This is a genomic window from Kitasatospora sp. NPDC087314 (assembly GCF_044744365.1).
GTDB lineage: Bacteria > Actinomycetota > Actinomycetes > Streptomycetales > Streptomycetaceae > Kitasatospora.
The window spans coordinates 336,658-359,848 of record NZ_JBIUYE010000002.1; the positions used below are offsets into that span (position 1 = coordinate 336,658).

19 protein-coding genes and 1 pseudogene are annotated in these 23,191 nt (G+C 71.1%); 4 read left to right on the top strand and 16 right to left on the bottom strand.

Going from position 1 to position 23,191, the window contains the following annotated elements; genetic code table 11:
* Positions 1 to 812: 812 nt before the first annotated feature.
* The 8 genes and pseudogenes from ACIO5E_RS05330 to ACIO5E_RS05365 all read right to left on the bottom strand — a co-directional run.
* On the bottom strand, positions 813 to 2,597 hold the full coding sequence (locus ACIO5E_RS05330; RefSeq protein WP_400664019.1) for an ATP-binding cassette domain-containing protein: 1,785 nt from the start codon (positions 2,595 to 2,597) through the stop codon (positions 813 to 815).
* Positions 2,594 to 4,333: an ABC transporter ATP-binding protein gene (locus ACIO5E_RS05335; protein WP_400664021.1), complete on the bottom strand. Its 1,740-nt coding sequence runs from the start codon at positions 4,331 to 4,333 to the stop codon at positions 2,594 to 2,596. The genes ACIO5E_RS05330 and ACIO5E_RS05335 overlap by 4 nt, the downstream gene beginning before the upstream one ends.
* Positions 4,334 to 4,494: 161 nt before the next feature.
* Entirely contained in the window at positions 4,495 to 4,602 is a 108-nt protein-coding gene (locus tag ACIO5E_RS05340) for a SapB/AmfS family lanthipeptide (RefSeq protein ID WP_360349727.1), read from the bottom strand.
* A gap of 145 nt (positions 4,603 to 4,747) precedes the next feature.
* Positions 4,748 to 7,501 (bottom strand): class III lanthionine synthetase LanKC, encoded by a 2,754-nt coding sequence (gene lanKC / locus ACIO5E_RS05345; RefSeq protein WP_400664024.1) that lies wholly within the window; start codon positions 7,499 to 7,501, stop codon positions 4,748 to 4,750.
* Positions 7,502 to 7,666: 165 nt separating this feature from the next.
* Positions 7,667 to 9,589: an FtsX-like permease family protein gene (locus tag ACIO5E_RS05350; RefSeq protein ID WP_400664026.1), complete on the bottom strand. Its 1,923-nt coding sequence runs from the start codon at positions 9,587 to 9,589 to the stop codon at positions 7,667 to 7,669.
* Between the two features lie 3 nt (positions 9,590 to 9,592).
* Positions 9,593 to 10,438: an ABC transporter ATP-binding protein gene (locus ACIO5E_RS05355; protein WP_400664437.1), complete on the bottom strand. Its 846-nt coding sequence runs from the start codon at positions 10,436 to 10,438 to the stop codon at positions 9,593 to 9,595.
* Between the two features lie 112 nt (positions 10,439 to 10,550).
* Entirely contained in the window at positions 10,551 to 11,747 is a 1,197-nt protein-coding gene (locus ACIO5E_RS05360) for a S8 family serine peptidase (RefSeq protein WP_400664027.1), read from the bottom strand.
* 315 nt (positions 11,748 to 12,062) lie between these two features.
* Positions 12,063 to 12,306: pseudogene (locus ACIO5E_RS05365) on the bottom strand (aldo/keto reductase); the annotation flags it as partial.
* Positions 12,307 to 12,646: 340 nt separating this feature from the next.
* Here ACIO5E_RS05365 and ACIO5E_RS05370 point away from each other — a divergent pair.
* Positions 12,647 to 13,354, top strand: coding sequence for a DNA-binding response regulator (locus tag ACIO5E_RS05370; RefSeq protein ID WP_400664028.1), 708 nt, complete (start codon positions 12,647 to 12,649; stop codon positions 13,352 to 13,354).
* A gap of 808 nt (positions 13,355 to 14,162) precedes the next feature.
* Entirely contained in the window at positions 14,163 to 14,678 is a 516-nt protein-coding gene (locus tag ACIO5E_RS05375; protein WP_400664030.1) for a hypothetical protein, read from the top strand.
* Here the strand turns inward: ACIO5E_RS05375 and ACIO5E_RS05380 are convergent.
* The 3 genes from ACIO5E_RS05380 to ACIO5E_RS05390 all read right to left on the bottom strand — a co-directional run bounded on the left by ACIO5E_RS05380 (position 14,664) and on the right by ACIO5E_RS05390 (position 17,143).
* A complete protein-coding gene (locus ACIO5E_RS05380) occupies positions 14,664 to 15,416 on the bottom strand; it encodes a peptidyl-tRNA hydrolase (RefSeq protein ID WP_400664031.1) in 753 nt (250 codons plus the stop codon). The two genes, ACIO5E_RS05375 and ACIO5E_RS05380, sit on opposite strands and share 15 nt — an antisense overlap.
* A 105-nt stretch (positions 15,417 to 15,521) precedes the next feature.
* The gene (locus ACIO5E_RS05385; RefSeq protein WP_400664033.1) at positions 15,522 to 16,076 is read right to left on the bottom strand and encodes a hypothetical protein; all 555 of its coding nucleotides are present in this window, start codon (positions 16,074 to 16,076) and stop codon (positions 15,522 to 15,524) included.
* Between the two features lie 134 nt (positions 16,077 to 16,210).
* A complete protein-coding gene (locus ACIO5E_RS05390) occupies positions 16,211 to 17,143 on the bottom strand; it encodes a hypothetical protein (RefSeq protein WP_400664035.1) in 933 nt (310 codons plus the stop codon).
* A gap of 123 nt (positions 17,144 to 17,266) precedes the next feature.
* Here ACIO5E_RS05390 and ACIO5E_RS05395 point away from each other — a divergent pair, with 123 nt between their 5' ends.
* Together ACIO5E_RS05395 and ACIO5E_RS05400 are read left to right on the top strand one after the other, a co-directional pair.
* Positions 17,267 to 17,638: a YbjQ family protein gene (locus tag ACIO5E_RS05395; RefSeq protein ID WP_280681080.1), complete on the top strand. Its 372-nt coding sequence runs from the start codon at positions 17,267 to 17,269 to the stop codon at positions 17,636 to 17,638.
* A 110-nt stretch (positions 17,639 to 17,748) separates the two neighbouring features.
* Positions 17,749 to 18,873, top strand: a complete 1,125-nt coding sequence (locus tag ACIO5E_RS05400; RefSeq protein WP_400664037.1) for an NAD(P)-binding domain-containing protein — start codon at positions 17,749 to 17,751, stop codon at positions 18,871 to 18,873.
* 118 nt (positions 18,874 to 18,991) lie between these two features.
* Here the strand turns inward: ACIO5E_RS05400 and paaE are convergent, their stop codons facing one another.
* Genes paaE through paaA form a run of 5 tightly spaced genes read right to left on the bottom strand, consistent with a single transcriptional unit; the run spans position 18,992 to position 23,007 of the window.
* Complete coding sequence (gene paaE / locus ACIO5E_RS05405; protein WP_400664039.1) at positions 18,992 to 20,209, bottom strand: 1,2-phenylacetyl-CoA epoxidase subunit PaaE; 1,218 nt, start codon at positions 20,207 to 20,209, stop codon at positions 18,992 to 18,994.
* Positions 20,210 to 20,734: a 1,2-phenylacetyl-CoA epoxidase subunit PaaD gene (gene paaD, locus ACIO5E_RS05410; RefSeq protein ID WP_400664041.1), complete on the bottom strand. Its 525-nt coding sequence runs from the start codon at positions 20,732 to 20,734 to the stop codon at positions 20,210 to 20,212.
* Entirely contained in the window at positions 20,728 to 21,633 is a 906-nt protein-coding gene (gene paaC / locus ACIO5E_RS05415) for a 1,2-phenylacetyl-CoA epoxidase subunit PaaC (protein ID WP_400664043.1), read from the bottom strand. Before paaC ends, paaD begins: the two co-directional genes overlap by 7 nt.
* Before the next feature lie 13 nt (positions 21,634 to 21,646).
* Positions 21,647 to 21,940, bottom strand: coding sequence for a 1,2-phenylacetyl-CoA epoxidase subunit PaaB (paaB, locus tag ACIO5E_RS05420; protein WP_030234269.1), 294 nt, complete (start codon positions 21,938 to 21,940; stop codon positions 21,647 to 21,649).
* Positions 21,937 to 23,007, bottom strand: a complete 1,071-nt coding sequence (gene paaA / locus ACIO5E_RS05425; RefSeq protein ID WP_400664046.1) for a 1,2-phenylacetyl-CoA epoxidase subunit PaaA — start codon at positions 23,005 to 23,007, stop codon at positions 21,937 to 21,939. Before paaA ends, paaB begins: the two co-directional genes overlap by 4 nt.
* Between the last annotated feature and the right edge of the window lie 184 nt (positions 23,008 to 23,191).

Consider the following 23,191-nt stretch of genomic DNA (forward strand, 5'->3'; position numbering starts at 1 on the left):
GCGCCCAGGATGCACCTAGTTTCCCTCGAGGCACACGAACAAGCCCGCCACCAGACCTCGTTCCAGTCCATCGCAGCCGAACACCTCCTCGTCGACCACAGCGGCGGAGGGTCTCGGGCAGCGGCCTGTTCCCGCGGCACATTTCGGGATACCTACTTCGCCATCGCCAGGTTCGGTCTGACAGGGCTGCCGCTGCCCGAACCGAGCCACCGCATCCCCACTGCGACGATGCGCCAACCCCGCAAGGGGGGAACGCCGTCTCCCGCCTCCTCCCACTCTAAGAAGACTCGCCGGAGGCATGCGACTATCCGGAACACGCATGCCTCACCTGCTACGTTGCCGTGTCGGGGTCAGCCTGGTCCGTTCACGAGCGCCGAAGGCGCGGAGTGGGGCAGTAGACCGTGCCGCCTTCGAGTGCAACAGTTAGCCCGGGGGCGATCTCCCTGCGCCTGGGTCCTGCACCTGAGACAGGCCGTGGTCGAGGGCCGGCGCGACGCTGCCTGCGGTGGAACGCGTCGGCGGGCGGCCGGTGCGGGTGCCAGGCATCGGGAAGCCTGCTCCCCGTGATTACCGGGGAGACTCCCGCCAGCAGGCTCAAGGCCACCGGCCGACACGCCGCGATGACCACCTTCGTCGCGGCCACCCGCGCCAGATATCTGCTCGCACTCGCTGTCCACGAGGACCGAGAGCACCAGCGAGGTCACACCCTCGGCGTAGACAGAGAGTGTCCAAGCGCAGGGTGGAACTTCAACCTCTGGATGCTCCCGATCGCCCTGCCCGTCTGACCCACGACAATCACACACCGTCAGAACTCAGGCCCATTCCTCGTGAGTGCATACCTTCGCGGTCCACAGCCCGACGAGATCGCGGTAGAGAGCGGACTCCGCAAGCATCTGATCGTGGCTCCCGATCTGCGGGATCCCGCCGTCCATCACCATCACCCGATCCGCGGCCCGGGCCGAGCTGATCCGGTGGGCGATGACGAACAACGTGCCGGGGCGCTCCCGCATCGCCTCCTCCGCACGGGCCTCCGCCGCTGGGTCCATATGGCACGTCGCCTCATCAAGCACGATCAGCCGGGCCGGCGAGAGGTAGGCGCGTGCCAGGGCGATCAGCTGGCGCTGGCCGGCGGAGAGGGCATCGGGGTCCACGAGGCCGTCGTAGCCAGCGGTCGTGGACACCAGGTCCGTCAGGCCGAACTCCGTGACCGCGCGGTTCATCCGGTGGTCGTCCGCTGGACCGTCTGCCAGGTAGACGAGGTTCTCACGGAGCGTCCCGGTGAAGACGTACGCCTCCTGTGGCAGATAGGCCCGCAGCGCGGCCTGCTGGACGGGCGCGAGTGAGGTGAGGTCGACGCCGTCGAGGAGGACCCGGCCGCGGATGGGCCCGCAGGTGCCGGCCAGCAGGGAGGCCAGTGTCGACTTGCCGATACCACTGGGGCCCACGACCGCGATGTGCTCGCCGGGCGCCACGTGCAGGTCGATGCCGCTGAGGACGTCGTTCGCGGCCCCCGGATAGGAGAAGGACACCGACTCCAGGACCACCTCGACCCCGGCGTCTCCCTCCCCGACTCCAGTGGAGGATACAGAGGCGGGGACAGCCGGTGCGGGCGCCGGCCCGGCGCCGCCCGGCCGCGGACCCGGGGCATCCAGCAGCCGCCCGAGCGTGACGAATAGCCTGATGCCCGTAGTGCCCACGCCCTGGACCAGGGTCTGCACCGCAGGGCGCAGGCTCTGCGCGAGATAGGTCAGTATGCCCAGGACCGTGCCCGCGCTCATGGCCTGGGCTCCCCACTGTGCCCACAGCAGGACCAGGACCAGCGGCACCCAGCCGCCCACCCCGAGAGCGAGGGTGCGTAGCGCGGTCAGACGGGCGAGGACGGTCTCCGCGCACGCGTTCTCCTTCGCCGCGTCGTCGAGCCGCCGCAGAGCCCGTTCCTCCACGCCGTATGCGGTGATGTCCCGCAGTCCCGCAGAGAGCCGCCAGGCCTCGTGTGCGAGGGATTCGGTCGCCAGGGTGCTGCGCATCTGGGTGCGGATCACCCCGCGCAGGGACACCAGATAGCAGCCGACGCCGACGGCCACGGGGGCGAAGACCAGCAGGGCAACCGTCGGCTCCAGTGTGAGGGTGCCGACGCACACACCGACGAAGGAGAAGGCGAAGCGGCCCACCACCGTCACCAGGCTGCCCGCCGCTTCCCGCACGATCTCGACCTGGCGGGTGAGCCGTGCGACGCCGGAGCGGTCCTGCTCCACGCGGCCGCCGGTCAGCGCGTGTCGCAGTGTGCCCTCAACCGTGCGGGTCACCAGCGCGTCACGCAGGGGCTCGACGAAGGCCGCGATACTCAGGAGCGCTCCACGGGCCCCGAATGCACCCACCGCTGAGGACACGGCGAGCAGAGTCAGCCACCCAAGGCCCGCCAAGGGTTCGCCGGCCAGAAATCCCCGGTCGATCGCCAAGGCCACGACGTGCCCGGCCACGAAGGCGGGCAGGGACTCCACGCCTGTCCACACCAGGACGCGGAACAGCGTGCGGCGGTTGCCGCGCAGCCGCTGCAGCAGATATCGCCCCGCAGTGTGGTTACCGGCGGAGCTCATCGGGTCGCTCCCGCCGCGTCCAGGGGTGTGCGGGTCTCGGGCCGTTCCTGGAATATCGCCCGGTATCCGGGTAGTTCCCACAGCTCGCCGTGCGTTCCGGTCGCGCGTACCTGCCCCGCATCAAGCCAGACCACGGTGTCAGCGCGGGCCGCGCTGGAGGCCCGGTGGGCGACGACCACCCGCGTTGCCCCCGAGGTGTCGGCGGCCAGCGCCCGGTCGATCTCGTACTCCGTCGCCATGTCCAGGCTCGATGTGGCGTCGTCGAGCAGCACGAGCCGGGCGGGCCGTACAAAGGTCCGAGCCAGGCCGATCCGCTGCATCTCGCCGCCCGACAGGGCCACAGACTCGACGCCGGTGCCGTATCCGTCCGGCATCTTCTCTATGAAGGACGCGGCGCGGGCGAGCCCGGCAGCGCGGGCCACGTCGTCGAGCGTGGCATTGGGCACACCGACCGCGATGGTGTCCGCGATGGTGTCACCGATCAGCTCGGGCCGCTCGAAGGCGAAGACGACCGAGCGCCGCAGCACTGTCCTCGACAACGTCCGCACGGGCACACCGTCGAGGAACACGGCGCCGCCGTCGGGGTCGAAGAGGCGGCCCATGAGTGCCGCCACCGTGGACTTTCCCGAGCCCGACCGCCCGACGAGCGCCACCACCTCTCCGGGCGGTACAGAGATGTCGAGGCCCGACAGGACGGTGCGCCCGGCGCGCCGTACGGTCACGTTCTTGAGTTCAACGCCCAGGCCCGTGGAGGTGACGGGCCCGGGTAGTTCTGCCACGCCGTACTCCAGGGGCGGCAGCGCCGCATACGTCGCCAGTTGCTCCGCTCCGGACCGGGCCCGGGCGAGTTGGTTGACGAACAGTACGGTCATGCCGAGGCCGGTGCCGATGGCCGCGTACTCCGATGCTGCCAGCATTTGCCCGGAGGAGATACGGCCGCGGCAGAGTTCGAGCCCGGCGGTAGCGACGACAACGATGTGCAGAAGGGGGAACAGCACATTGCCCTGCGCTGTGACCTTGGCCTGGAGCCGCCAGAGCGCGTCCCCGCTACGGCGCAGCCGCGGCAGCGGCTCCACCACGCGGGCCACTTCGCGCTCCAGAGTGTGGGACGCGGCGATGGTGCGAGCGCCGCCGAGCGCCTCCGCGAGCCGGCTGGACACCGTGCTCTGCTCCTCCAGGTAGCGGGTGACCAGGAGGGAGCTGTCCGCGGCGAACGACCTGAGACACCAGGCGACCACGGGAAGGCCGCAGGTGAAGACAAGCCCGATCCACGCGTCCGTCGACCACAGCATGAACAGGCTCACCAGCGCCGGAAGCAGGGAAAGCGCCAGCCACACCGCCGCGTTGGTCCCCATGGCTGCCGCGGCGGCGCTTTCCAGGATGCAGGCCGCGAAGCCGCCCGGCCCTCCGTCAGTCCGTCGGCGCGGACCCGCACCCACGAGCCGTCTGGCGGCCGTCCGCCGGTAGAAGAGCGCCGAGCGCGCCTGCACCGCGCCGGCCCGGTAGTCGCTGTACGCCTCGAACGCCACGTAGACCACCACCAGGGCCAGGCAGGCCGCCAGCCACCGGCCGAGGTCGATGCCGCCGACGAGTGCGTCGACCGCCTTGCCCAGCACGGCCGGAAGGGCGAGCTGGGCGGCAGCGCTCACACACCCGGTGGCGGCGAGCACGGCGGCGCCGGCGGCCTGGGCGCGCGCCGCGGTGCGCAGCAGTCGTATCCCCGTACCACCCACCACTGGTCTCCACCTCGTTCGTGCGGATCACGGCGGCTGAGCGCCGGCCCCTGATGTGGCGAGCGCCTCGGGGGACTTCTTGTCTCCCCGAGGCGCTGCCGGAAGTCCGGGCGGCGGCGGTCGCAGTGGGCCGCCGTCCACCCGGACGAACATCTCGATCAGCCTCAGCAGAACACCCAGCTGTGGCTGGAACAAGTCGCGCTGTTCGAGCTGCCCAGCGGCTGCGCGGACGTGTCCGGCAGCTCAAGCCCCTGAAGGTCGAGGATCGCCATGAGTCTTCCCTCCCCTCGGTTCATCTCTCGTCGTCACGGCCCGTACGGCCGTGAGCCGACTCGGGATCAGCAGAAGATGTAACTGGAGTTGCTGCAGTTGTTGCTGACACCGCTCATGGGCGCCATGTTGTCGCCCTCGGGCAGCTCAAGCCCCTGAAGGTCGAGCACCATCGGGTTCACCTCCGTTCGTGGATCGATCCGTGCTGTCCCGCCCGTGGTCCGGGTGGGAAGTCTTGGGGGTGCCGCTGGGGAAGACGGTGGACAGCAGGGGGAGTCCGGGGTGCTCCCGGCCCAGGGCCACCGCCAGGGCGGTGAGCACGCCGGCGTTGCCGGTCGACAGGTCCATGGACAGCCGCATGAGCATTTCGCCAGGGAAGGCGAGGCCGTCCTCGTAGGACAGAGCGTGCAGGTTGAGGAGGCCGATCTGGCGGTCGAGATCGGCACGACTTGCCTCACTGGGGCGCGTCCTGGCGCGTTCAGCGAGGTACAGGATGATTCCGGCCCGCCCGTTGAACAAGTCGGACTGCACGTAGAATTGGGACGAGGCGGCGCATGCGATCGCGTCCGAGGCGGTGACGAGTCGTTCGTCCGAGTCGTGCCGGAGGTACTGATCCAGGACCAGACCGATGCCGACGCTGCCGGTCGCGAGGTACGGCATGGTCCGCCATCCCTCGTTCACATGCATCATCCCGTTGTCGCGTGTGACGCAGCGGCGCAGATCCTGTTCGAGGGCGGTGCGGGACAGCCGCAGGTACTCGCGGTCGCCGGTCCTCTCGTACAGACGCAGGAAGAAGAGGGCTGGGCCGGAGGAGCCACGCATCAGCCCGGCGTAGGGCTGTGCGCCCCCGCTGGTGGTGGCGACGGAGTCGGCCGTGCCCAGCCGGTCGGAGATGAGCTCGGCAGCGCGCAGGTACTCGGTATCGCCCGTCCTCCGGTGGAACGCCAGGAGGTTGAGCCCGATGCCGGACAGACCGCCTTTGAGGTCGCTGCCGAGCATCTCCCACTGCTCGTTGAGGCACACGGCGAGCAGCTCGCGCGCGGTGTCCTCGTCGCCGAGCCTCAGCAGGGCGTGGGCCACCCCGTGCATGCCGTCGTACAGGCCGAGCCGGTCCTGCGGGCGGGGCGTCAAAGCGCGTTGTGCGAGCCACGTGCGGTATTCGGGCGGAAAGTCGACTCCGGCGTCGAGGATTGCGAGAAGCACGCCGGCGGCCCCGTGCTGAAGGTTCAGAGCCCCGGTGTGGAACTGCTCGATGTCACCGGGAAACAGCCGGTCGTCGCGCGAGGGGGTCGCGCTGCGCAGAATGGCCCGGCCGAGCGCGTCGCGCAGCCGCGGCCACTGCTCGGGGTCGGCGGTGATCCGCGGTATCCGGTCCAGCGCGGTCTCCGGCCGACGACGCAAGGTGGGCGTCGGGCTGGCGGTGATCCTTTCGACAGCCTCGTCGAGGTAACCCGGGGGCAGCGGGAACACCTGCCGGATGTACTCGACGAAGTGGTGTGCCTTCCCGAAGTCGTGTCGAAGCAGGGTGGTAAGCGGCATGAACAGCGAGAGCCGCAGACAGCCGAGTGCGTAGTGGTCATGGTCGAATCCGGTACGGTCGGCCGGCGCCGCGAACGCGGGATTCACCAGGCTGGGCTTCACCCCTGCCTCGGCATCCGATGCCACTTCGTAGTCGATCAGCGAGACTTTGCCGTCTTCGCCCACCAGGATGTTGAAGGGGTGCAGGTCTCCGAAGACGATGCCACGCTCGTGGATCTCGGCGACGATGGCCTCGGTCTGCCGTGACACGTCCAGGGCCCACTCGGTGTAACGCACCGCTTCGGCAGGGTCGGTCTCCCTCTCGTTGAGCGGGTAGCGCAGGGCGAAGGTCCTGCTGAGCGTCTCCCCCTCAATGAACTCCTGCACGAGGAAGTGGTGACCTCCCCACTCGAAGTAGTCGATGAGTTCGGGTACGCCCGTGACGCCCTTGAGCCGCTCCAGGGTGTCCCGCTCGTGACGCAACCGGTGCACCGCGTCCGCCGAATCCATGGTCAGCCCGGCATGGGGGCGGGCCTCCTTGAGGATCACCTTGCGGCCGCTCTCCCGGTGCCGTGCCTCGTACAGTCCGCCCGCGTTGGAGAAGTGGACGGCGCGTTCGATGGTGTACGCGATGTCGTTCGTGGTGCCGCTCTTGCGTGCCTCGATGTGAGGGGCGAAGAACTCCGGCACAGTGACCCACGCCGGGACGTGGAAGACCGGGTCACGGCGGTCGGGCACCAGGGTGCCGTGGTCGTCCTCGATGGCGCCGACGAGTGCGCCCGTCTCCGATATGCAGTGCCGCTCGATGAATCCGCCGTAACGCACGTACAACGGACCGTTTCCCCAGCGTAAGTCACTCAGAATGTACGGCCCTTCCTGGCCGTCGAGCTCCTTGCCGAGCTCTTCAAGAGTAGTCCGCAGAATATGCTCATCCAGCGGGTAGATGGTGATGAACTTTCCGCTGGACCCGCGGTCGGAATACTTGAGATTCCGATTCTTCAGCACGTGGCGTCCGGAAAGATACTTGAAGGATATATCGCGTGGCACGCAGTAGCGGTACACGGATTCCAGCACGGCATCTGCGTTCATGCCTGTCGCCGAGACGTGGATCTTCCACCCCTGCATCGGAAGCCGCTGCTCAGGCGGATTGCAGACGATCCAGTCCTCCTTGGCGAACTTGGTCCATCCAGGAGGGAGTTCGTTGGAATCCGCGGCGAAGGCGAGCTTGGCGATCTCTTCGGCGGTCGCCTTCCGATCCGACAGGTCGTAGAAATAGCGGTCTGCCAGACAGTAGACGTCGTAGCGCTTGTCCACCATTCCTCCTGGGATCTCCCGGCGTTTCGCTGACAGGAATATCTTCACCCGGCGAGAGATGTCGAACAAGTGTGTTCCTCATGGCTGTACACATGGATTACGCATGAGGGAGCGAGCTGGTTCATAGATCTGCCGCGGGGTGGATTTCAGGGCAACATAAAGGCCGCCGGCCCGAACGGATCTCACCGCTCGGGCCGACGGCCCCGGTCCTCTCGGGCCTGCGCGGCCCGCCCGTTACTCGGCTCCGCGCAGCGCGGCGGACGGGCGCTGGCGAAGGGCGATGCGCGTGGTGGACACGCCGGTGGCAAGAGCAAGGGCGCCCGCGCCGCCCAGAATGAGAGCGAGCGTGGCGCCTTCGAGGCGCGGGTGCGACGAGCCGGTCAGGGCCTGGCTGAACACCGCGAGAACGGCCCCCGCGACCAGCGATCCGACCAGGAGCGCGGTCAGCACGATCACGGCGGTCTCCAGAAGCATCATACGGGCGACCTGTCTGCGGGTGGCGCCCACGAGACGCAGCAGGGCGAACTCTCCGGAGCGTTCCATCGTGGTCATCACCAGTGTGTTCACGACCGAGATCGAAGTGAAGACCGTCACCACCCCGAGGAGCAGATAGGTGACGGTCATGGAGGCGTCCTGGCGGCGCAGGGCCTCGGCCCGGTAGGCGTCGCGGTCGAGTACCTGCCAGGACGGCTCGGCCCGGTGCAGTGACGCGAGACTGTCGTCCAACTGCTGCTCCCGGCCGGGCTGGGCGCGCACGTACACGGCGTCCAGGAGCAGCGGCCTGCCGTACAAGTGCCCGGCCGCGAGACGCTGAGGCAGAACGGCATCGCCAAAGCCGCGGGAGCGGCTGTACACGGCGGCGACCCTGGCCTTCGCAACCTGGTCGTCCTCCAGGGTGACGCGCACCTCGTCGCCCGCCCGGACGTGGGCGCGCCGGGCCAGATCCTCGCTCAGCGCGACGTCCCCCGCGCCCAGCTGGCCTATGCCGCCCTGGACGACGCCCAGGTCGAGGACCTCGTCCAGCGGTCCGTCCGAGACGATCTGTGCGATGCCGCCGGGGCCCGACTGCGGGGACTCGGGGTCGTCGACGACCGTCACATAACTGCCCGTGGTGGCAACCGCGGTACCAACTCCTGCAGCACCACTGATCGTTGCTGCAGCCGAGTCCGGAAGTCCGTCACCGGCGCTCTGCACGATCCGCTCGGCCACCATGCGCTGCCGGTCCTGCTTCGACATTTCGTGCCACTTCATCTGCGGTACGAACAGGGCCACGGCGGCGAACGCTACGGTGAGGGCAAGCGGGGTGGCAGCGGTGCCGAGTCGGCGGAAGGCCGCGGTGAGGTTGCTCTTCACCAGCAGCCCCACCACCGGGAACAGGAGCTGGCAGAGCAGGCCAAGCACGCTGCCGGCCAGCTTGCCGATCCAGGGGGCGAGCAGTCCGACAGCAGTCATCAGCACCATGACCATGGCCCCGGCCGTGTTCGCAGCGTCGGAGCCCCCCGATCCCCTGATCACCGCGAGCCCCCAGACACCCCCGATCAGGACCGCGAGCCCGAGGCACGTACGGGCCACACCCACCCGGCGGCGCGGCACCGAGGCCTCGCCCAGAGCCTGGACGGCGCGCACCCGAGACGCCCGCCGACCGCTGCTCCACACCGCGGCCTCGGCGGTCACCCAGCAGATCAGCACGGCGATCGAGATGCTCGCCGGCCCGAAGTGGAGACGGAAGACGCCGGGAATCAGGCCCTGGGTCACTAGACAGGCCCGCAGTCCCACGGCGAGCAGCAGGCCGAGCCCACAGCCTGGGACGGCGGCGAGGACGGTCACGACGAGCGCCTCGTAGGCGACCATCCGACGGACCTGGCCGGGGGTCGCGGCGACGGCCCGCAGCAGAGCGATTTCCCTGGTTCGCTGCTGGACGGACAGGGCGAAGGCGCCTGAGATCGCGAAGGCCATGACGAACAGGCAGATGAAACCGAAGGGCACGACGAACGACACCACGTCCGTGCCGCCCTGCCCCGGCGCGGCCCGGTGGCCGGAGTCGAGCAGCACCCCACAGACCGTGACCAGTGCCTGCGCGCAGAGCATGGCCACAAGGGATCCGGCGAACGAGACCTTGCGGGCGCGGACGGACCACCACGCCAGGAGGAACAGCATGGATCAGGCCCCCAGTCCCGCCATGCGCTCGGCGATGGTGCTGGCGGACGCCCCGTGCAGGACCTCGGTGACTTTGCCGTCCGCCAGGATCAGTACGAAGTCGGTGTACGAGGCGGCCACCGGGTCGTGGGTGACCATCAGGACCGTCTGGCCGACGTCGTCCACGAGACCGCGGAGCAGTTCGAGGACCTTGCGGGCCGAGGTGGTGTCCAGGGCGCCGGTGGGCTCGTCGGCGAAGACCACCTCGGGACGGGTGATCAACGCGCGGGCGATGGCCACCCGTTGCTGCTGGCCGCCGGAGAGTTCGGCCGGCCGGTGACCGCGCCGCTCGGCGAGCCCGGTGTAGTCGAGCAGCTCCTCCAGCCAGGGCCAGTCGAGCTGGATGCGCCGGCCGGCCAGCCGCACCGGAAGCGTGATGTTCTGCTCGGCGGTCAGCGCGGGCAGCAGGTTGAATCCCTGGAACACGAAACCGATCCGCTCGCGCCGCAGTACGGTCAACTCCCGCTCGCCCAGCCGTCCCAGATCCCGGCCGCCGATCTCGACGGTGCCGTGGTCGGGGCGGTCCAGACCCGACGCGCAGTGCAGGAAGGTACTCTTGCCGGAGCCGGAGGGTCCCATCACGGCGGTGAACGTCCCGTACGGCAATTGCGTGGTGACCCCGTCGAGCGCCGTCACGGCGGACCCGCCGCTTCCGTGCACCTTGCGCACGCCATCGAGGCGCACCGCCCAGGACCGCTCCCTGGGTGGCGGTTCGGCTCCGCCCCACGACCGGTACTTTGCGGCCCGCCCTAAGTGATGGCCAGCTCCGGTGCCTGCGTGCTCGCTCACGTGCGCTCTCTCTCGCTTCAGTACGTACTGCCTGGTGACCGCTGGCCACCCGTACAAGATTCCGTTCGTCGTAACACGACTGCCATCACGCGGCCATGCCGAGCCGGGGGCGCGGGGCGGCCCACCAGTCGGTTCACCTCACGGCCCGCGCCAGGACCCGGACGAACCGGGGCACGTCGACCGTACCCCAGCCGCTGGCCGTGTCGAATCCCGGGCCCGCAGTGAAGCCGGGGACCTCAGCATAGGTGTTGGAGCCCTCGGTGACGTCGATGATTCCGGCGGCGGGCCCGGCCGCTCCCAGCCGGTAGAGCGTGGGGTTGATGTCGCCCATCGGCCCGTGGTGCAGCTGCACCGCGAGGGCGAGCACACCAGCGAAGAGTGGGGCCGACTGGGAGGTGCCAGCCGCCCCCTGCATCACGATGTCCGGGACCGAACGGCCGGATGCCACGTCACCGGCCGTGGCCGAGCGTTGCCATTCCGGGCGCACGAACAGCGACGAGTGCCCAGCCCCCGACTTGGGCCACAGCGTATCGGGAGAGGTGCGATGGCCCTGCGCGTCGACGTGTAGCAGGGCCCCTCCGACGGCGGTCACCCGGGGGTCGGACGCGGGCCAGGCCACTACGCGCCGAGGGTAGTGCCGGTCGGGGTGGTCACACAGCGGGCCGCTGGCCCCCAGGTCCCCCGAGGAGGCGACCAGGGTCGTGCCCGCCGCGCGCGCCCGGTCGAACGCGGCGCCGTAGGCGAGCACGGACGCGGGGTCCGCGAAGTTCTGCTCGACGGAGCCGAAGCTCATAGACACCACGTCCGCCAGGCGGTGCCGCGTGAGGTGATCCAGGACACGCATCATCTCGGGCATGCCGCTCTCACCCTGCGTCTCGTCCACGGGCGAGGCGGCGACCACAATGCGGGCCTGCGGGGCCAGCGAGTGAACCATGGCGACATCGAGCCGGGTCTCCGACACCCACGCCTGACAGTTCTCCGTATCGACGCCGGGAGAGGTGCAGGATGGTGGCTTCCCCAACGGTTCGACCCGCCGGATGTCGGCAGCGGGAAGCCCGTACTGCGCGTCGTAGTCCGCCATGAACTGCTCCAGGCTCGGGTCCCCGTACGACACGAGCACCGCGACCGTGGTGCCGCGGCCCGTGACCCCCTGCCGCCACAGCTCGCCCACGCGGTAGGGCACGGCTATCGAGGGCTCGCGCACGCCAGGGTCGTCGGCTGCCCGCGCGCGGCCGATGGTGTCCGCCGAGGCCGGACCGATACCGGGAAAGAGCAGGCCAACTACGGCGAACAGACCGCCAATGCACCGCCACGTAGCGCCACCGCGCACGGTCCTTCTCCTGGACCCCATATCGCTGTCTCCCCTCACCCGACGCGTCCTGTCACTACAGGATCGATCCGCCGGGCGGCCGGGATACGACTCGGCGGCACACTCGTGGGTTATCCACGGAGAGTTGCACGCCGCCCCGTAGCCCGGGCGACCACGGCCGGTGCGAGTCAGTGGCCAAGGCGGGACATTGCCTGCTCCGGACGGCGGCCACCGGCCACCGCACCGTCAGGCACCGCGTTCCACAGCATCTCGCGTTGCCAAGCTCCCGGCAGGTATCCAGCCTTGTCTCCTTCCACCACATCCCTGGTGAAGAGCCAGCTCGGCCATCGCGCCGACCGTCTCCTCGATGGGAGTCGCGGGATCGCGGCGGTGCACACAAGTAGAGGTCAATGTGGTCGACGCCCAGGCGGCGCAGCGACGCGTGGCAGGCCGTCAGTACGTACCCCGCCGACGTGTCCAAGACATCCACGCGGCCCGACTCCGGCTTGTGGCGCAGCCCAAACTTCGCGGCCAGTACGACACGGCTCCGCTCGGAGACCCGGCGCCGCAGCCAGGCGCCTGAGCCCGCCTGCCGGGCGCGCGCCTCGCCAGCGTGATTGTCTCAAAAAAGGTGGTTCAACTTGGCGGCGAACGAATGCTCACCGACGCTCTCTACGTCAGCCACATCGAACCTCCACCTCCGCTTCAATGTGGCGGTACACCCGCGTGCACGTCGATGCGCCATGTCAGTCACACGAGTTGACGGACGTGAACGACCGACTTAGCATCCTGCGGGTCAATCAATTGCTTGAAAACGGGAGTTGACTAACCATCAGTCTATGGAGCAAAGAGTGTGCGACGCCCGGCGCGAACCCCGGCCGAGCATGTGCCTGACTTTCTCTAGTTTGGGGGGGAATTTCATGAGCATCACGCAAAGCGGAGCAGGCCAACAGAGCCACGCGGTATATGGGGCGAAACTTTCATTGCTGACTGCGGGCCGACTGCCGGGCAGCACCGGACTAGACACTATCGGCGTACTGATTCTCGCCCAGGGGACCCTCACACGTAGCGGCATCGCTGCCATGGTCTCCTCCCGGGCGGGCATCCGGGTGCTTGGGGACGCGGAGGACGTCACCTCTGTGCCGGGTGACAGACTACTGAACCCCGATGTGGTGGTCCTCTGTCTCGCCGATGGCAGCAGAGCCGCGTTCGAGAGGCTCCGCAGAGCGCGCGAGGCCTTCCGAGCGAGCGCAATCCTTCTGGTCATAGGAGCGCTCTCAACGGGCGGCACACAGCGCGCACTGAAGGCCGACGTGTCAGGAGTGATCTCCGACGACGTCACTGCCGACGAACTCATCGAGGCGATCAGGCACCTGAGCTGCGGGCGGCGCATCGTCGGCACCGACATCGCCGTTATGGGCAGCGCACAGACGCCGAACCCACTGACCCCGCGGGAGTCCGAGATCCTCGGTCTGGCAGCCGAGGGCGAGAGTCCCGCGGACACAGCGGACCACCTCCACCTGTCCGTCGGGACCGTACGCAACCATCTACTGTCCGCCGTGCAGAAGACGGGCGCCAGGAACCGCATGGATGCGGTCCGGATCGCCCGCGCCAGATCCTGGCTCTGACTCGTCTGGTCCTGCTCTCTTCGGGACGGGCGAACACCCCGCTGTCCTACGTCTCCGTAGAACGGAGGGACCCCACAGCGCGAAGTTCCACCCTGCACTTGGACACTTTCTGTCTACGCCGCGAGGGCGTGACCTTGCTGGTGCTGCTGGCGGATTTCGAGTGGCGTGAAGCAGCCCCACTCAGGGTGCCTGCGTAGACGCCTGCGGTTGTGGAAGGTCTCGATGAACGCCGGCCTGCCCTCGCCACGGCCCGTATGGTCCTGCTTGGCCCAGCCCCGCAGCCCTTCCGGACTCACACCCAGCTCCCGCACGATCCCGGTGACGTGCCGATGCGGCGAGGATCGGCCACTACCAGATCCTCGCCGCCGGCCGCCGGGCCGTCGCCGACGGCGAGGGTCCGCCACGGCGTCCTCAACGCCCGCCCCTCCCACGAGGACGGCGCACAGCTCACCCTCGCCGGACCGAAGGCCGCACTGACCCGCGCGCTGCTCCAGCCGGCACGGGCATCCGCCACCGCCGCCGACGGGCCTGCGGATCGACGGCGATCCCTCCGTCCTGGACGCCCGCGCCGACCTCCTCGACACCTTCAACACCCGCTTCGCCATCGCCACACCCTGACGATGCGACGGACGACCGAACCAGGAGAGGCCCTTCCAGCCGGAGTCCGCGCCCGCCGGTAGGCAAGTGGCAGACAGCCGGGCTGATTCCGTCAGGAGGTCGGGTCGGTTCAGCGACTGTAATCTGTCGGGCGGAAGTGGAACAGCTGGTTGGCGTCACCGTTCCACGTGCCGTAGACCTGGGCACTGACATGCCTACCGAGGAGAGCCTGTCGCGCACCCGGACCACCCACGCCACCCACACCGTCACCTTCCACAACACCGGCGACGGCAAGATCTGGCTGGAGACCCCCGGCGGCACTCGAATCCGCCTGTGGACCCAGGCCGACCTGCGCGCTGCGACGCCCACCGTCACCAGCTCCACCAACGCCATCGACCGGCCCGTCGGCGCCGAGGGCATCGCCAGGGTGTGCGCCGACGTCGACGAGTACGACCGCTGGAAGGCCAGCGACTACCTTGCCCGCGGTAGCAAGGACTTCACCGGCAACAGTTTCTACACCCTCACCTCAGCGGACGGCAGCGTCACCATCGGCCTGACCATCGGCCGACCACGCCGCGCTCTCCGCTCGGCACACCGGACGCCCGTCGCCGCAGGTCCGGGGCAGGCACCAGCGATCGGCCGTGTGCCCCTGAGCGGGTGCTGCCGCGCCGAATGGCGGCGGGCTGCGGCGTCGGGGTCAGAGTGGGCGCGGTCACGGGCGCCGTAGACGCGGGGTGGGGCAGTAGTGCTCGCCGCCTTCAAGTGCAACAGTTGGCCCGGGGGCGATCTCGGTGAAGCCCGCGTCCCGGACCAGCGGCAGTCCACTGGCCACCAAACGCTCCCACGCCTCCGGTGCGGCCGTCCGCACCGCGAGCGCGAATCCGGACTCGGCCCACTCCTTGCGCTGCGTCTCCTCCAGCCGCCACCACGCGAGCTGGGCGGCGTGGCCGGTCTGGGCCATCGTCTTGCCCGCACTCATCTCCAGCTCCGGGTTGAGCCACAGCACCGGCAGACCCGGCTCAGGAGCGCTGATCTCGGCGGTCTCCTCCAGGTCCGTCCCCGAGACCTGGAGCTTGGCGAGCTCCTTCGGCCAACCGTCCAGCGGCACCGGCGGAAACACCCGCACCTCGGCCTCCCGCCCGCGCACAGTGATCCCCGGCAGCTCGCCCGCCCGGCGCCACTCCCCGCCCCGGGCCCGCCGGACCACCTTGCGGATCCGGGCGTCCTCCCAGGCCACGACCCGCTCCGCCCACTCGCCGTCCGCCTCGGTCACCCTCGGGTCGGCCAGCAGGGTCAGCACCGCCCGGGCCGAGGTCTCCAGCGCGTCGGTCCGCCCGGGCGGCGTGGCCCGCTCCACCCGGACGACGAGCGGCAGCACGTACTGCGGCCGCGCGTCACGGTCCTCCGGGGCCGGAGCGGCGTCGGGAGCGGAAGCGGGAGTCGGGATGTCGAACGGAGAAGTCACCCGTCCAGCATGCCAGCCCCGCCACCCCGGTGATCACGCGGTGCCCGGAACCCCCGAGCGACCCTCCCGGTCCGCCCCGGTCCGCCCCGGCTCAGCCCGCCCCGCTCAGCGCAGCCGCTGCCGCAGCTCGTCGACGGCTGTCCGGATGCTCGCACCGTAGGCGTCCTCGGGCAGCGCGTCCAGGCTGCGCACGGCGCGCTCGAGCTGCTCGCGCGCGAGGTCGGGCTCGCCGAGTTTGAGGTGGTCGGAGGCCAGGTTGAGGTGCAGCGAGGGGTAGAACGCACGCACCTGGAGGGCGGACTCGTACGTCTGGGCCCGCTCGGCGGTGAGCGAGTCGGCGGCGGCCAGCGCCCGCCGGTCCCACTCCAGTTCGGCCTGCGGATCGTCCTGCAGGTCGGCCAGGTAGTGGGCGAGGACGCAGCGGTGGAAGACATCGCCCCGCTCGCCCAGTGCCGCCCAGAGCGCCTCGAAACTGGCCCGCGCCTCAGCCGTCCGCCCGCGCTGCGCGGCCTGCACACCGTCCAGTCCGAACCCGATCCGGGTGAGTACCGGGTCGTCCCCGCCTGCCGCAGAACCGGCCGCGGAACCGGCCGCCCCGGGCGCCTCGTCCGCACCGTCCGACCACCCGGACGAGGCGCGCACATCAGACGTATCGGACATGCCCGCAGCCTAACCGCCCACCCGCCGCAGCGCCCGGCCGCCGGAACACCCCGCCCGCCGACCGCCCGGAAGGCGACGTGAAGGCCGACGTGAAGGCCGACGCGAAGGCCGACCGGTGCAGGACGAGCGACCGGTCAGCGCCGGTAGCCGCGCTGCAGGTCCCGCGCCTCCGCGTCCTCGTACGTCAGGAACCAGCCCTCCGGGTGCGTGGCCGCCAGCAGCACCTCGGTGCGCTGCTCGGCGCCCAGCTCCGGGTCGCCGTCGTCCGGCCCGTAGACACCGAACAGCTCGTCGTGGCAGCCGTCCCAGTCGTAGTCGTACAGGTCGGCCGGCAGGTCGCCCATCATGTCGGCCACCGACTCGGGCTGCGCACCGAGCAGGGCCCGGGCGTCCACCAGGGCCATCCGCAGCGCGATCTCCTCAGCCAGGCAGCGCGGCAGCGGCCACTCGCCGAGGGCGAGGTCGTCAGCAAGGTCGTCGAAGGCCCGGGCCATGGCGCGGCGCCAGCTGCGGTGCAGCCGCCAGGTGCGCTGGGGCAGCCGGGCATAGACCGTCCAGTCGGCGTCATCGGCCTCGGAGACCGGGTCGTCGCCGTGCTCGTCGAGGTCGTCGTAGGCGGCGTCGGCCAGGCCGAGGAGTTGGGCGTGCAGGAGACAGGCGGTGCGCGGGGTGAGGGTCCAGTCCGCACCCGCGCCGCCCTCCTCGTCCTCGTCGCCCTCCAGCGGGAACAGCTCGGCGAAGTCCGGCGCGAAGTCCTCGGTCACGCTGATCTCCAACGTGCCGCCGATCGCCTCGACCCCGGGGATCGCGGCCACCAGCCGGTCCGGGTGCAGCAGCGCGCCGAGCGCCGCGTTGGCGTCCTCGGCGACCTCGCGCAGCAGCTCACGGCGCTGGCCGGCCGGATCGATGCCCTCGAACACCAGCTCCTCGACAGCCCTGATCGCGGCGGCGCGCAGCGCCGGCCAGTCGGTGATCCGCAGGCCCAGCACCACCGTCGCCTCGATCTCCTGCGCACCGGAGTCCTCCGCCGCGCCCGGCCCCTGTGGATGATCGCTTCGCTCGCCCATGGGGCTACGGTACGGCCTTTCGGCCGCCCGATCACCGGTCTGAACCAGCTTCTGGACCCCTTCTCGGCCATCCCCCGGCCCCGCCTCTGTCACTCGGACGCACGACACCGGCAGGATGAGCCCATGGCTGACATCAACGAGTACGGCGGCGGGCAGGGCCCGAACGCCGACGTCCTGGTCGTGACCACCAACGACATCCCCGGCTTCCGGGTCGATCACGTGATCGGCGAGGTCTTCGGACTGACCGTGCGCAGCCGCCACATCGGCAGCCAGATCGGCGCCGGGCTGAAGTCCCTGATCGGCGGCGAGCTGCGGGGCCTGACGAAGACCCTGGTCGAGAGCCGCAACGAGGCGATGGAGCGCCTGATCGAGCAAACCAAGGCGCGCGGCGGCAACGCGGTGCTGATGATGCGCTTCGACGTCACGGAGGCGGCGGACGTCGGCACCGAGGTCTGCGCCTACGGCACGGCCGCGGTGATCTCCCCGGCCGCCTGACGCTCCCGCGGACCGGCTTCACCGGCAGGCCCCGCGGACCGGTCTCCCGGGCCGGCCCCCGCAGGCAGGCGTCCCGGGAACACCCGCCGCACCCCCGATGTTTCACCGGCGTGACTGTTTACGGTGCAACCAACGACGGGCAGCGACGCGTGGACGTCCTGGTGGTGGGCGCCGGGCAGGCGGGACTGTCCGCCGCCTACCACCTGCGCCGCCGCGGCTTCGCCCCCTACCGGGCGGACGCCGACGGCGGCTTCGTCGTGCTCGACGCCAACCCCGCGCCGGGCGGCGCCTGGGCCCACCGCTCGCCCTCCCTGCGGATGGCCACCGTGCACGGCTTCCACGACCTGCCGGACGCCGAGCTCCCCGCGCCCGATCCCGAGGCCCCGGCGCGCGAGGTGGTGCCGGGGTACTTCTCCGCGTACGAGGCCCGGCATGCGCTCCTGGTCGTACGCCCCGTCGCCGTTCACGCGGTGCGCGCCGAGTCCGACCGCCCGGACTCCCGGCTGCTGGTCGAGGCCGACCACGGCACCTGGTCCACCCGCGCGCTGATCAACGCCACCGGCACCTGGACCCGCCCCTTCCTCCCGCACTACCCGGGCCGCTTCGCCGGGCGCCAGCTGCACTACGCCGACTACCGGGGCCCCGAGGAGTTCGCCGGCCGGCGCGTCCTGGTGGTGGGCGGGGGCGCCTCCGCGATCCAGGTGCTGTCGGAGGTGGCGGCGGTCGGCGAGACGGTCTGGGTCACCCGGACCCCGCCGGTCTACCACGACGGGCCGTTCACCCCCGAGTACGGGCGCGCGGTGGTCGCCAAGGTCGAGGAGCGGGTCCGGCAGGGTCTGCCGGTGCGCAGCGTGGTGAGCGTGACCGGGCTCGGCCCGTCGGTCGCCTACCGGCGCGCGGAGGAGCTGGGCGCGCTGCACCGCCGTCCGATGTTCGACCGGCTGACCGAGCACGGCGTCGCCTGGGGGGACGAGGAACTGGCGGTGGACGCGATCGTGTGGGCCACCGGCTTCCGCCCCGAGGTCGGCCACCTGGCCCCGCTCGGGCTGCGCTCCCCCGGCGGCGGCATCGCGCTCACCGGCACCCGAGCCACCGCCGATCCGCGCGTCCACCTGGTCGGCTACGGGCCCTCCGCCAGTACCGTCGGGGCCAACCGGGCCGGGCGCGCCGCCGTCAACGACCTCGTCCGCCTGCTCGGCGAACCGGTGGAGCTCCCCGTCCCGGCCACGGTCTGAAACGCTCGACGGCCGGGCAGGTCGGGGTGGGACTCGGCCGAGCCGCCGGGTCCCCGAGCCTGCGCGAACCCCCGAGCCCACGAGCCCGCGCGCGCCCGAGAGCCGCGACGCCGGCCGCTCAGCGGTCGTAGTCGACCGTCACCCGGTCGGTGAGCGGGCGGGCCTGGCAGGTGAGGACGTAGCCGGCGGCCAGCTCCTTCTCCTCCAGCGCGAAGTTGCGGCGCATCTCGACCTCGCCCTCGGTGACCAGGGCCCGGCAGGTGCCGCAGACCCCGCCCTTGCAGGCGAACGGCAGGTCGGGGCGGGAGCGCTGGGCGCCGTCCAGGATCGACCGGTCGCACGGAAGCGAGAGCGTGCTGCCGCGCCCGTCGAGGACGACGGTGACCTCGCTGTGCGCGCCCTCGGCCGTCCCGTCCGTGCCGTCCCGGTCCGCCGGGCGCTCGGCGACCGGCTCGTCCTCGGCGTGGAACAGCTCCTGGTGCACGCGCCCGCCCGGCACGCCCAGCCCGGCGAGCAGCTCCTTCGCACCGGCGACCATGCCGAACGGGCCGCAGAGCCACCAGTGCCCGACGCTCCCGACGTCCACCAGCGCCGCCAGCAGGGCCCGCACCCGCTCGGGGTCCAGCCGACCGCTGAGCAGTTCGGCGTCGCGGGTCTCCCGGGACAGGACGTGGACCAGCTGGAAGCGGCCGAGGTAGCGGTCCTTCAGGTCGGCCAGCTCGTCCGCGAACATCACGGTGTCGCTGCGCCGGTTGCCGTACAGCAGGGTGACGGTGGAGCGGCGGTCGGCGGCCAGGACGGACGCGGCGATCGACAGCATCGGGGTGATGCCGGAACCGGCCGCGAGCAGCACGTGGTCGGCGGGGACGCCGAGGTCCGGGGTGAACAGGCCCGACGGCGTCAGCACCTCCACCTCCTCGCCCGGCCCCGCGTCCCGCACCAGCCAGCGGGAGAACAGCCCGCCGGGCACCTCCCGGACGGCGATCCGCAGCGGACCGCCGGCGGGGGCACAGATCGAGTACGAGCGGCGCTCGTCGGTGCCGTCCACCACCTTGCGCAGCGTCAGGGTCTGCCCCGGCCGGAAGGCGAACTGCGCCGCGAGGCCGTCCGGCACCGCGAAGGTGACCGCCACGGCGTCCTCGCAGAGCCGCTCGACCCGCTCGATCCGCAGCCGGTGGAAGGCCGGACGGCGGGCGGGGCGCACAGCGGTGGCCGGGGCCGGGGCCTCGCCGGTGGCGCCGACGGGCGAGGCGGTGGTGGCGTCGGCGGTGGTGGCGTCGGCAGGCGCGTCGGCGGTGGTGTCCGCCGGCGAGGCGGCGTGCGAGGCGGCGGGCATTCAGATCTCCTTGACGCGTTCGAACGGCTCCCGGCAGGCGCGGCAACGCCAGAGCGCCTTGCAGGCGGTGGAACCGAAGCGGGACAGCTCCTCCGTGTCCGCGCCGCCGCAGCGCGGGCAGGGCACGGGAGCGGCGGTGCGGGTCGGGCCGAGCGCGAGCGGGACCGGACCGGCCGCGGCGACGGCGGAGGTCGGGCGCGGCGGGGCGATACCCGCCTCGGCGAGCTTGCGGCGGCCCTCGGCGGTGATCAGATCGGTGGACCACGGCGGATCCAGCCGCAGCCGGACCCGGACGTCCCGGTAGCCGGCCGCGCGCAACCGGCGGTCCACGTCGGCGGCCATCTCGGCGACGGCGGGGCAGCCCGAGTACGTCGGGGTCAGCCAGGCGGTCACCGCGCCGCCGTCCACCTCGACCTCGGCCAGCACGCCCAGGTCGGCCAGGGTCAGCATGGGCAGTTCCGGGTCCGGGACGGCCGCCGCGACCTCCCAGGCCGCCCCGCGCTCCGCCACCGTCGCGCTCACCACGTCGCCCCCGGGTGTGCGCGGGCCAGTACCTGAAGCTCGGCGAGCAGCGGGCCGAGCGCCTCGGTGTGCACGCCGTCCCGGCCGGCCCGGCCGAGCACGGAGGCCAGCGGCGGCACGTCCGGCACGGTCAACCCGGCTTCGGCGAGGACGGCGGAGAGCGAGCGCAGCACCGGTTCGCGCAGCGCCGCCGGGTCGGCGCCCGCCCGCAGCTCCGCCGGGTGGGCCATGAACAGTTCGTCCAGCAGCGGCCAGACCGCGTCCAGCCCGGCCTGCATCCGCGCCGACGAGTACGGCGTGCCGTCACCGAGCCGCAGCGTCCAGGCGGTGGCGTACTCGCGGTGGTACGCCAGTTCCTTGACGCCCCGGGCGGCGACCGCCGCCAGCACCGGGTCCGGGTGCGCGCTCAGCGCCTCGTACAGCGCGCAGCGCGCGGTGGCGAACAGCAGCAGCCGGGCGATCGAGTGGGCGAAGTCGCCGTTCGGCACCTCGACCAGGCGGACGTTGCGGAACTCGTGCTCCTCCCGCCAGTACGCCAGGTCGTCCTCGGTGCGGCCGGAGCCGTCCGCCTGTCCGGCCCGGGTGAGCAGCAGGCGGGCCTGGCCGAGCAGGTCGAGGCCCAGGTTGGCGAGCGCGACCTCCTCCTCCAGTTCGGGCGCCCGGGTGCACCACTCGATCAGCCGCTGAGCGAGGACCAGGGCGTCGTCGCCGAGCATCAGGCAACAGGCGGCGAGGTCCGCGCCGTCCACGCCGGGGGGCAGGGCGGTGTCCACGCCGAGCAGCGGGTCGGCGAAGCCCGTCCCGTACGCCCAGCGGCCCTCGCCCTCGGGGCCGGGGGCGGCCTCGGCGAGGCCGAGGTACACGTGGTCGTCGACGTCGGCTTGGGTGCTGTGGTCCTGCATGGCGGTTCCCCCGTCAGATGTGCGGGACATCCTCGGGGATGTCGTAGAAGGTCGGGTGGCGGTAGACCTTGTCGCCGCTGGGCTCGAAGAACGGGTCGCGCTCGTCCGGGGTGGAGGCGGTGATCGCGTCCGAGCGGACCACCCAGAGGCTGACGCCCTCGTTGCGACGGGTGTAGAGGTCGCGGGCGGCGAGCAGGGCCATCCGGTCGTCGGACGCGTGCAGCGAACCGACGTGGACGTGGTTCAGCCCGCGCCGCGGGCGCACGAACACCTCGTACAGCGGCCAGCCGGCCTTGGACTCCGTCACTTTCCGTTCTCCTGTTCCGTGTGCTCGCCGTGTTCCGTGTGCTCGCCGGTGGGCTCGTGCTGTCCGGCCGTCGCAGGCCGCTCGGTCCCTTCGGCGTGTCCGGATTCGGCGGACTGTTCGGCGCGGCGCTTGGCCGCGTACGCGACGGCCGCCTCGCGGACCCAGGCGCCGTCCTCGTGCGCGGCCCGCCGGCGATCGACCCGCTGGGCGTTGCACGGGCCCTGGCCGTGGATGACCCTGGTCAGCTCGGACCAGTCCGGCTCACCGAAGTCCCAGCCACCGCGTTCCTCGTTCCAGCGCAGCTCGGGGTCCGGGAGCGTGACGCCCAGGTGCTCGGCCTGTGGGACGGTCATGTCGACGAAGCGCCGGCGCAGCTCGTCGTTGGTGTGCCGCTTGATCCGCCAGGCCATCGAGCGGGCGGTGTTCGGCGAGTCGGCGTCCGGGGGGCCGAACATCATCAGCGACGGCCACCACCAGCGGTCCACCGCGTCCTGGACCATCCGGCGCTGGGCGTCGGTGCCGCGCATCAAGGTCATCAGCAGCTCGTAGCCCTGGCGCTGGTGGAAGGACTCCTCCTTGCAGATCCGCACCATCGCGCGGGCGTACGGGCCGTAGCTGCAGCGGCAGAGCGGGACCTGGTTGCAGATCGCGGCGCCGTCGACCAACCAGCCGATCACGCCGACGTCGGCGAAGGTGAGGGTCGGGTAGTTGAAGATCGAGGAGTACTTCTGGCGGCCGGAGATCAGCTTCTCGGTGAGTTCGGCGCGGTCGACGCCCAGGGTCTCGGCGGCGGCGTAGAGGTAGAGGCCGTGGCCGGCCTCGTCCTGGGCCTTGGCGAGCAGGATCGCCTTGCGGCGCAGCGAGGGGGCGCGGGTGAGCCAGTTGCCCTCGGGCTGCATGCCGATGATCTCGGAGTGGGCGTGCTGGGCGATCTGGCGGATCAGCGTGGCCCGGTAGGCGTCGGGCATCCAGTCCCTGGGCTCGATCCGCTGCTCGGCGGCGACCACCGCCTCGAACCGGTCCTCCTGAGCCTGCGCGGGGACCACCTCGGCCACCTCTGCTGTCACCACGATCACCTCTCGTGTCCCGCGCCGGCGCCCGGAGCGCCAACCGACTGACCGTTCGGTCGGTACCATTCTGCGCGGCGAGGCGGAGGGATGGCAAGGGACGCGAGCGGGGGAGGGGTGGCGATGGGCAGCGGCGAACAGATAACAGCTAACAGATTTCAAAATCTGTTAGCTGTTATCTGTC

Bases quoted from the DNA above. Each gene is read 5' to 3' on its own strand.
- ACIO5E_RS05330 (WP_400664019.1), bottom strand. From the start codon at position 2,597: ATGAGCTCCGCCGGTAACCACACTGCGGGGCGATATCTGCTGCAGCGG.
- paaC (WP_400664043.1), bottom strand. From the start codon at position 21,633: ATGCAGGACCACAGCACCCAAGCCGACGTCGACGACCACGTGTACCTC.
- ACIO5E_RS05370 (WP_400664028.1), top strand. From the start codon at position 12,647: ATGAGCATCACGCAAAGCGGAGCAGGCCAACAGAGCCACGCGGTATAT.
- ACIO5E_RS05340 (WP_360349727.1), bottom strand. From the start codon at position 4,602: ATGGCGATCCTCGACCTTCAGGGGCTTGAGCTGCCGGACACGTCCGCG.
- paaE (WP_400664039.1), bottom strand. From the start codon at position 20,209: ATGCCCGCCGCCTCGCACGCCGCCTCGCCGGCGGACACCACCGCCGAC.
- ACIO5E_RS05350 (WP_400664026.1), bottom strand. From the start codon at position 9,589: ATGCTGTTCCTCCTGGCGTGGTGGTCCGTCCGCGCCCGCAAGGTCTCG.
- ACIO5E_RS05390 (WP_400664035.1), bottom strand. From the start codon at position 17,143: ATGGGCGAGCGAAGCGATCATCCACAGGGGCCGGGCGCGGCGGAGGAC.
- ACIO5E_RS05375 (WP_400664030.1), top strand. From the start codon at position 14,163: ATGCCTACCGAGGAGAGCCTGTCGCGCACCCGGACCACCCACGCCACC.
- ACIO5E_RS05385 (WP_400664033.1), bottom strand. From the start codon at position 16,076: ATGTCCGATACGTCTGATGTGCGCGCCTCGTCCGGGTGGTCGGACGGT.
- ACIO5E_RS05395 (WP_280681080.1), top strand. From the start codon at position 17,267: ATGGCTGACATCAACGAGTACGGCGGCGGGCAGGGCCCGAACGCCGAC.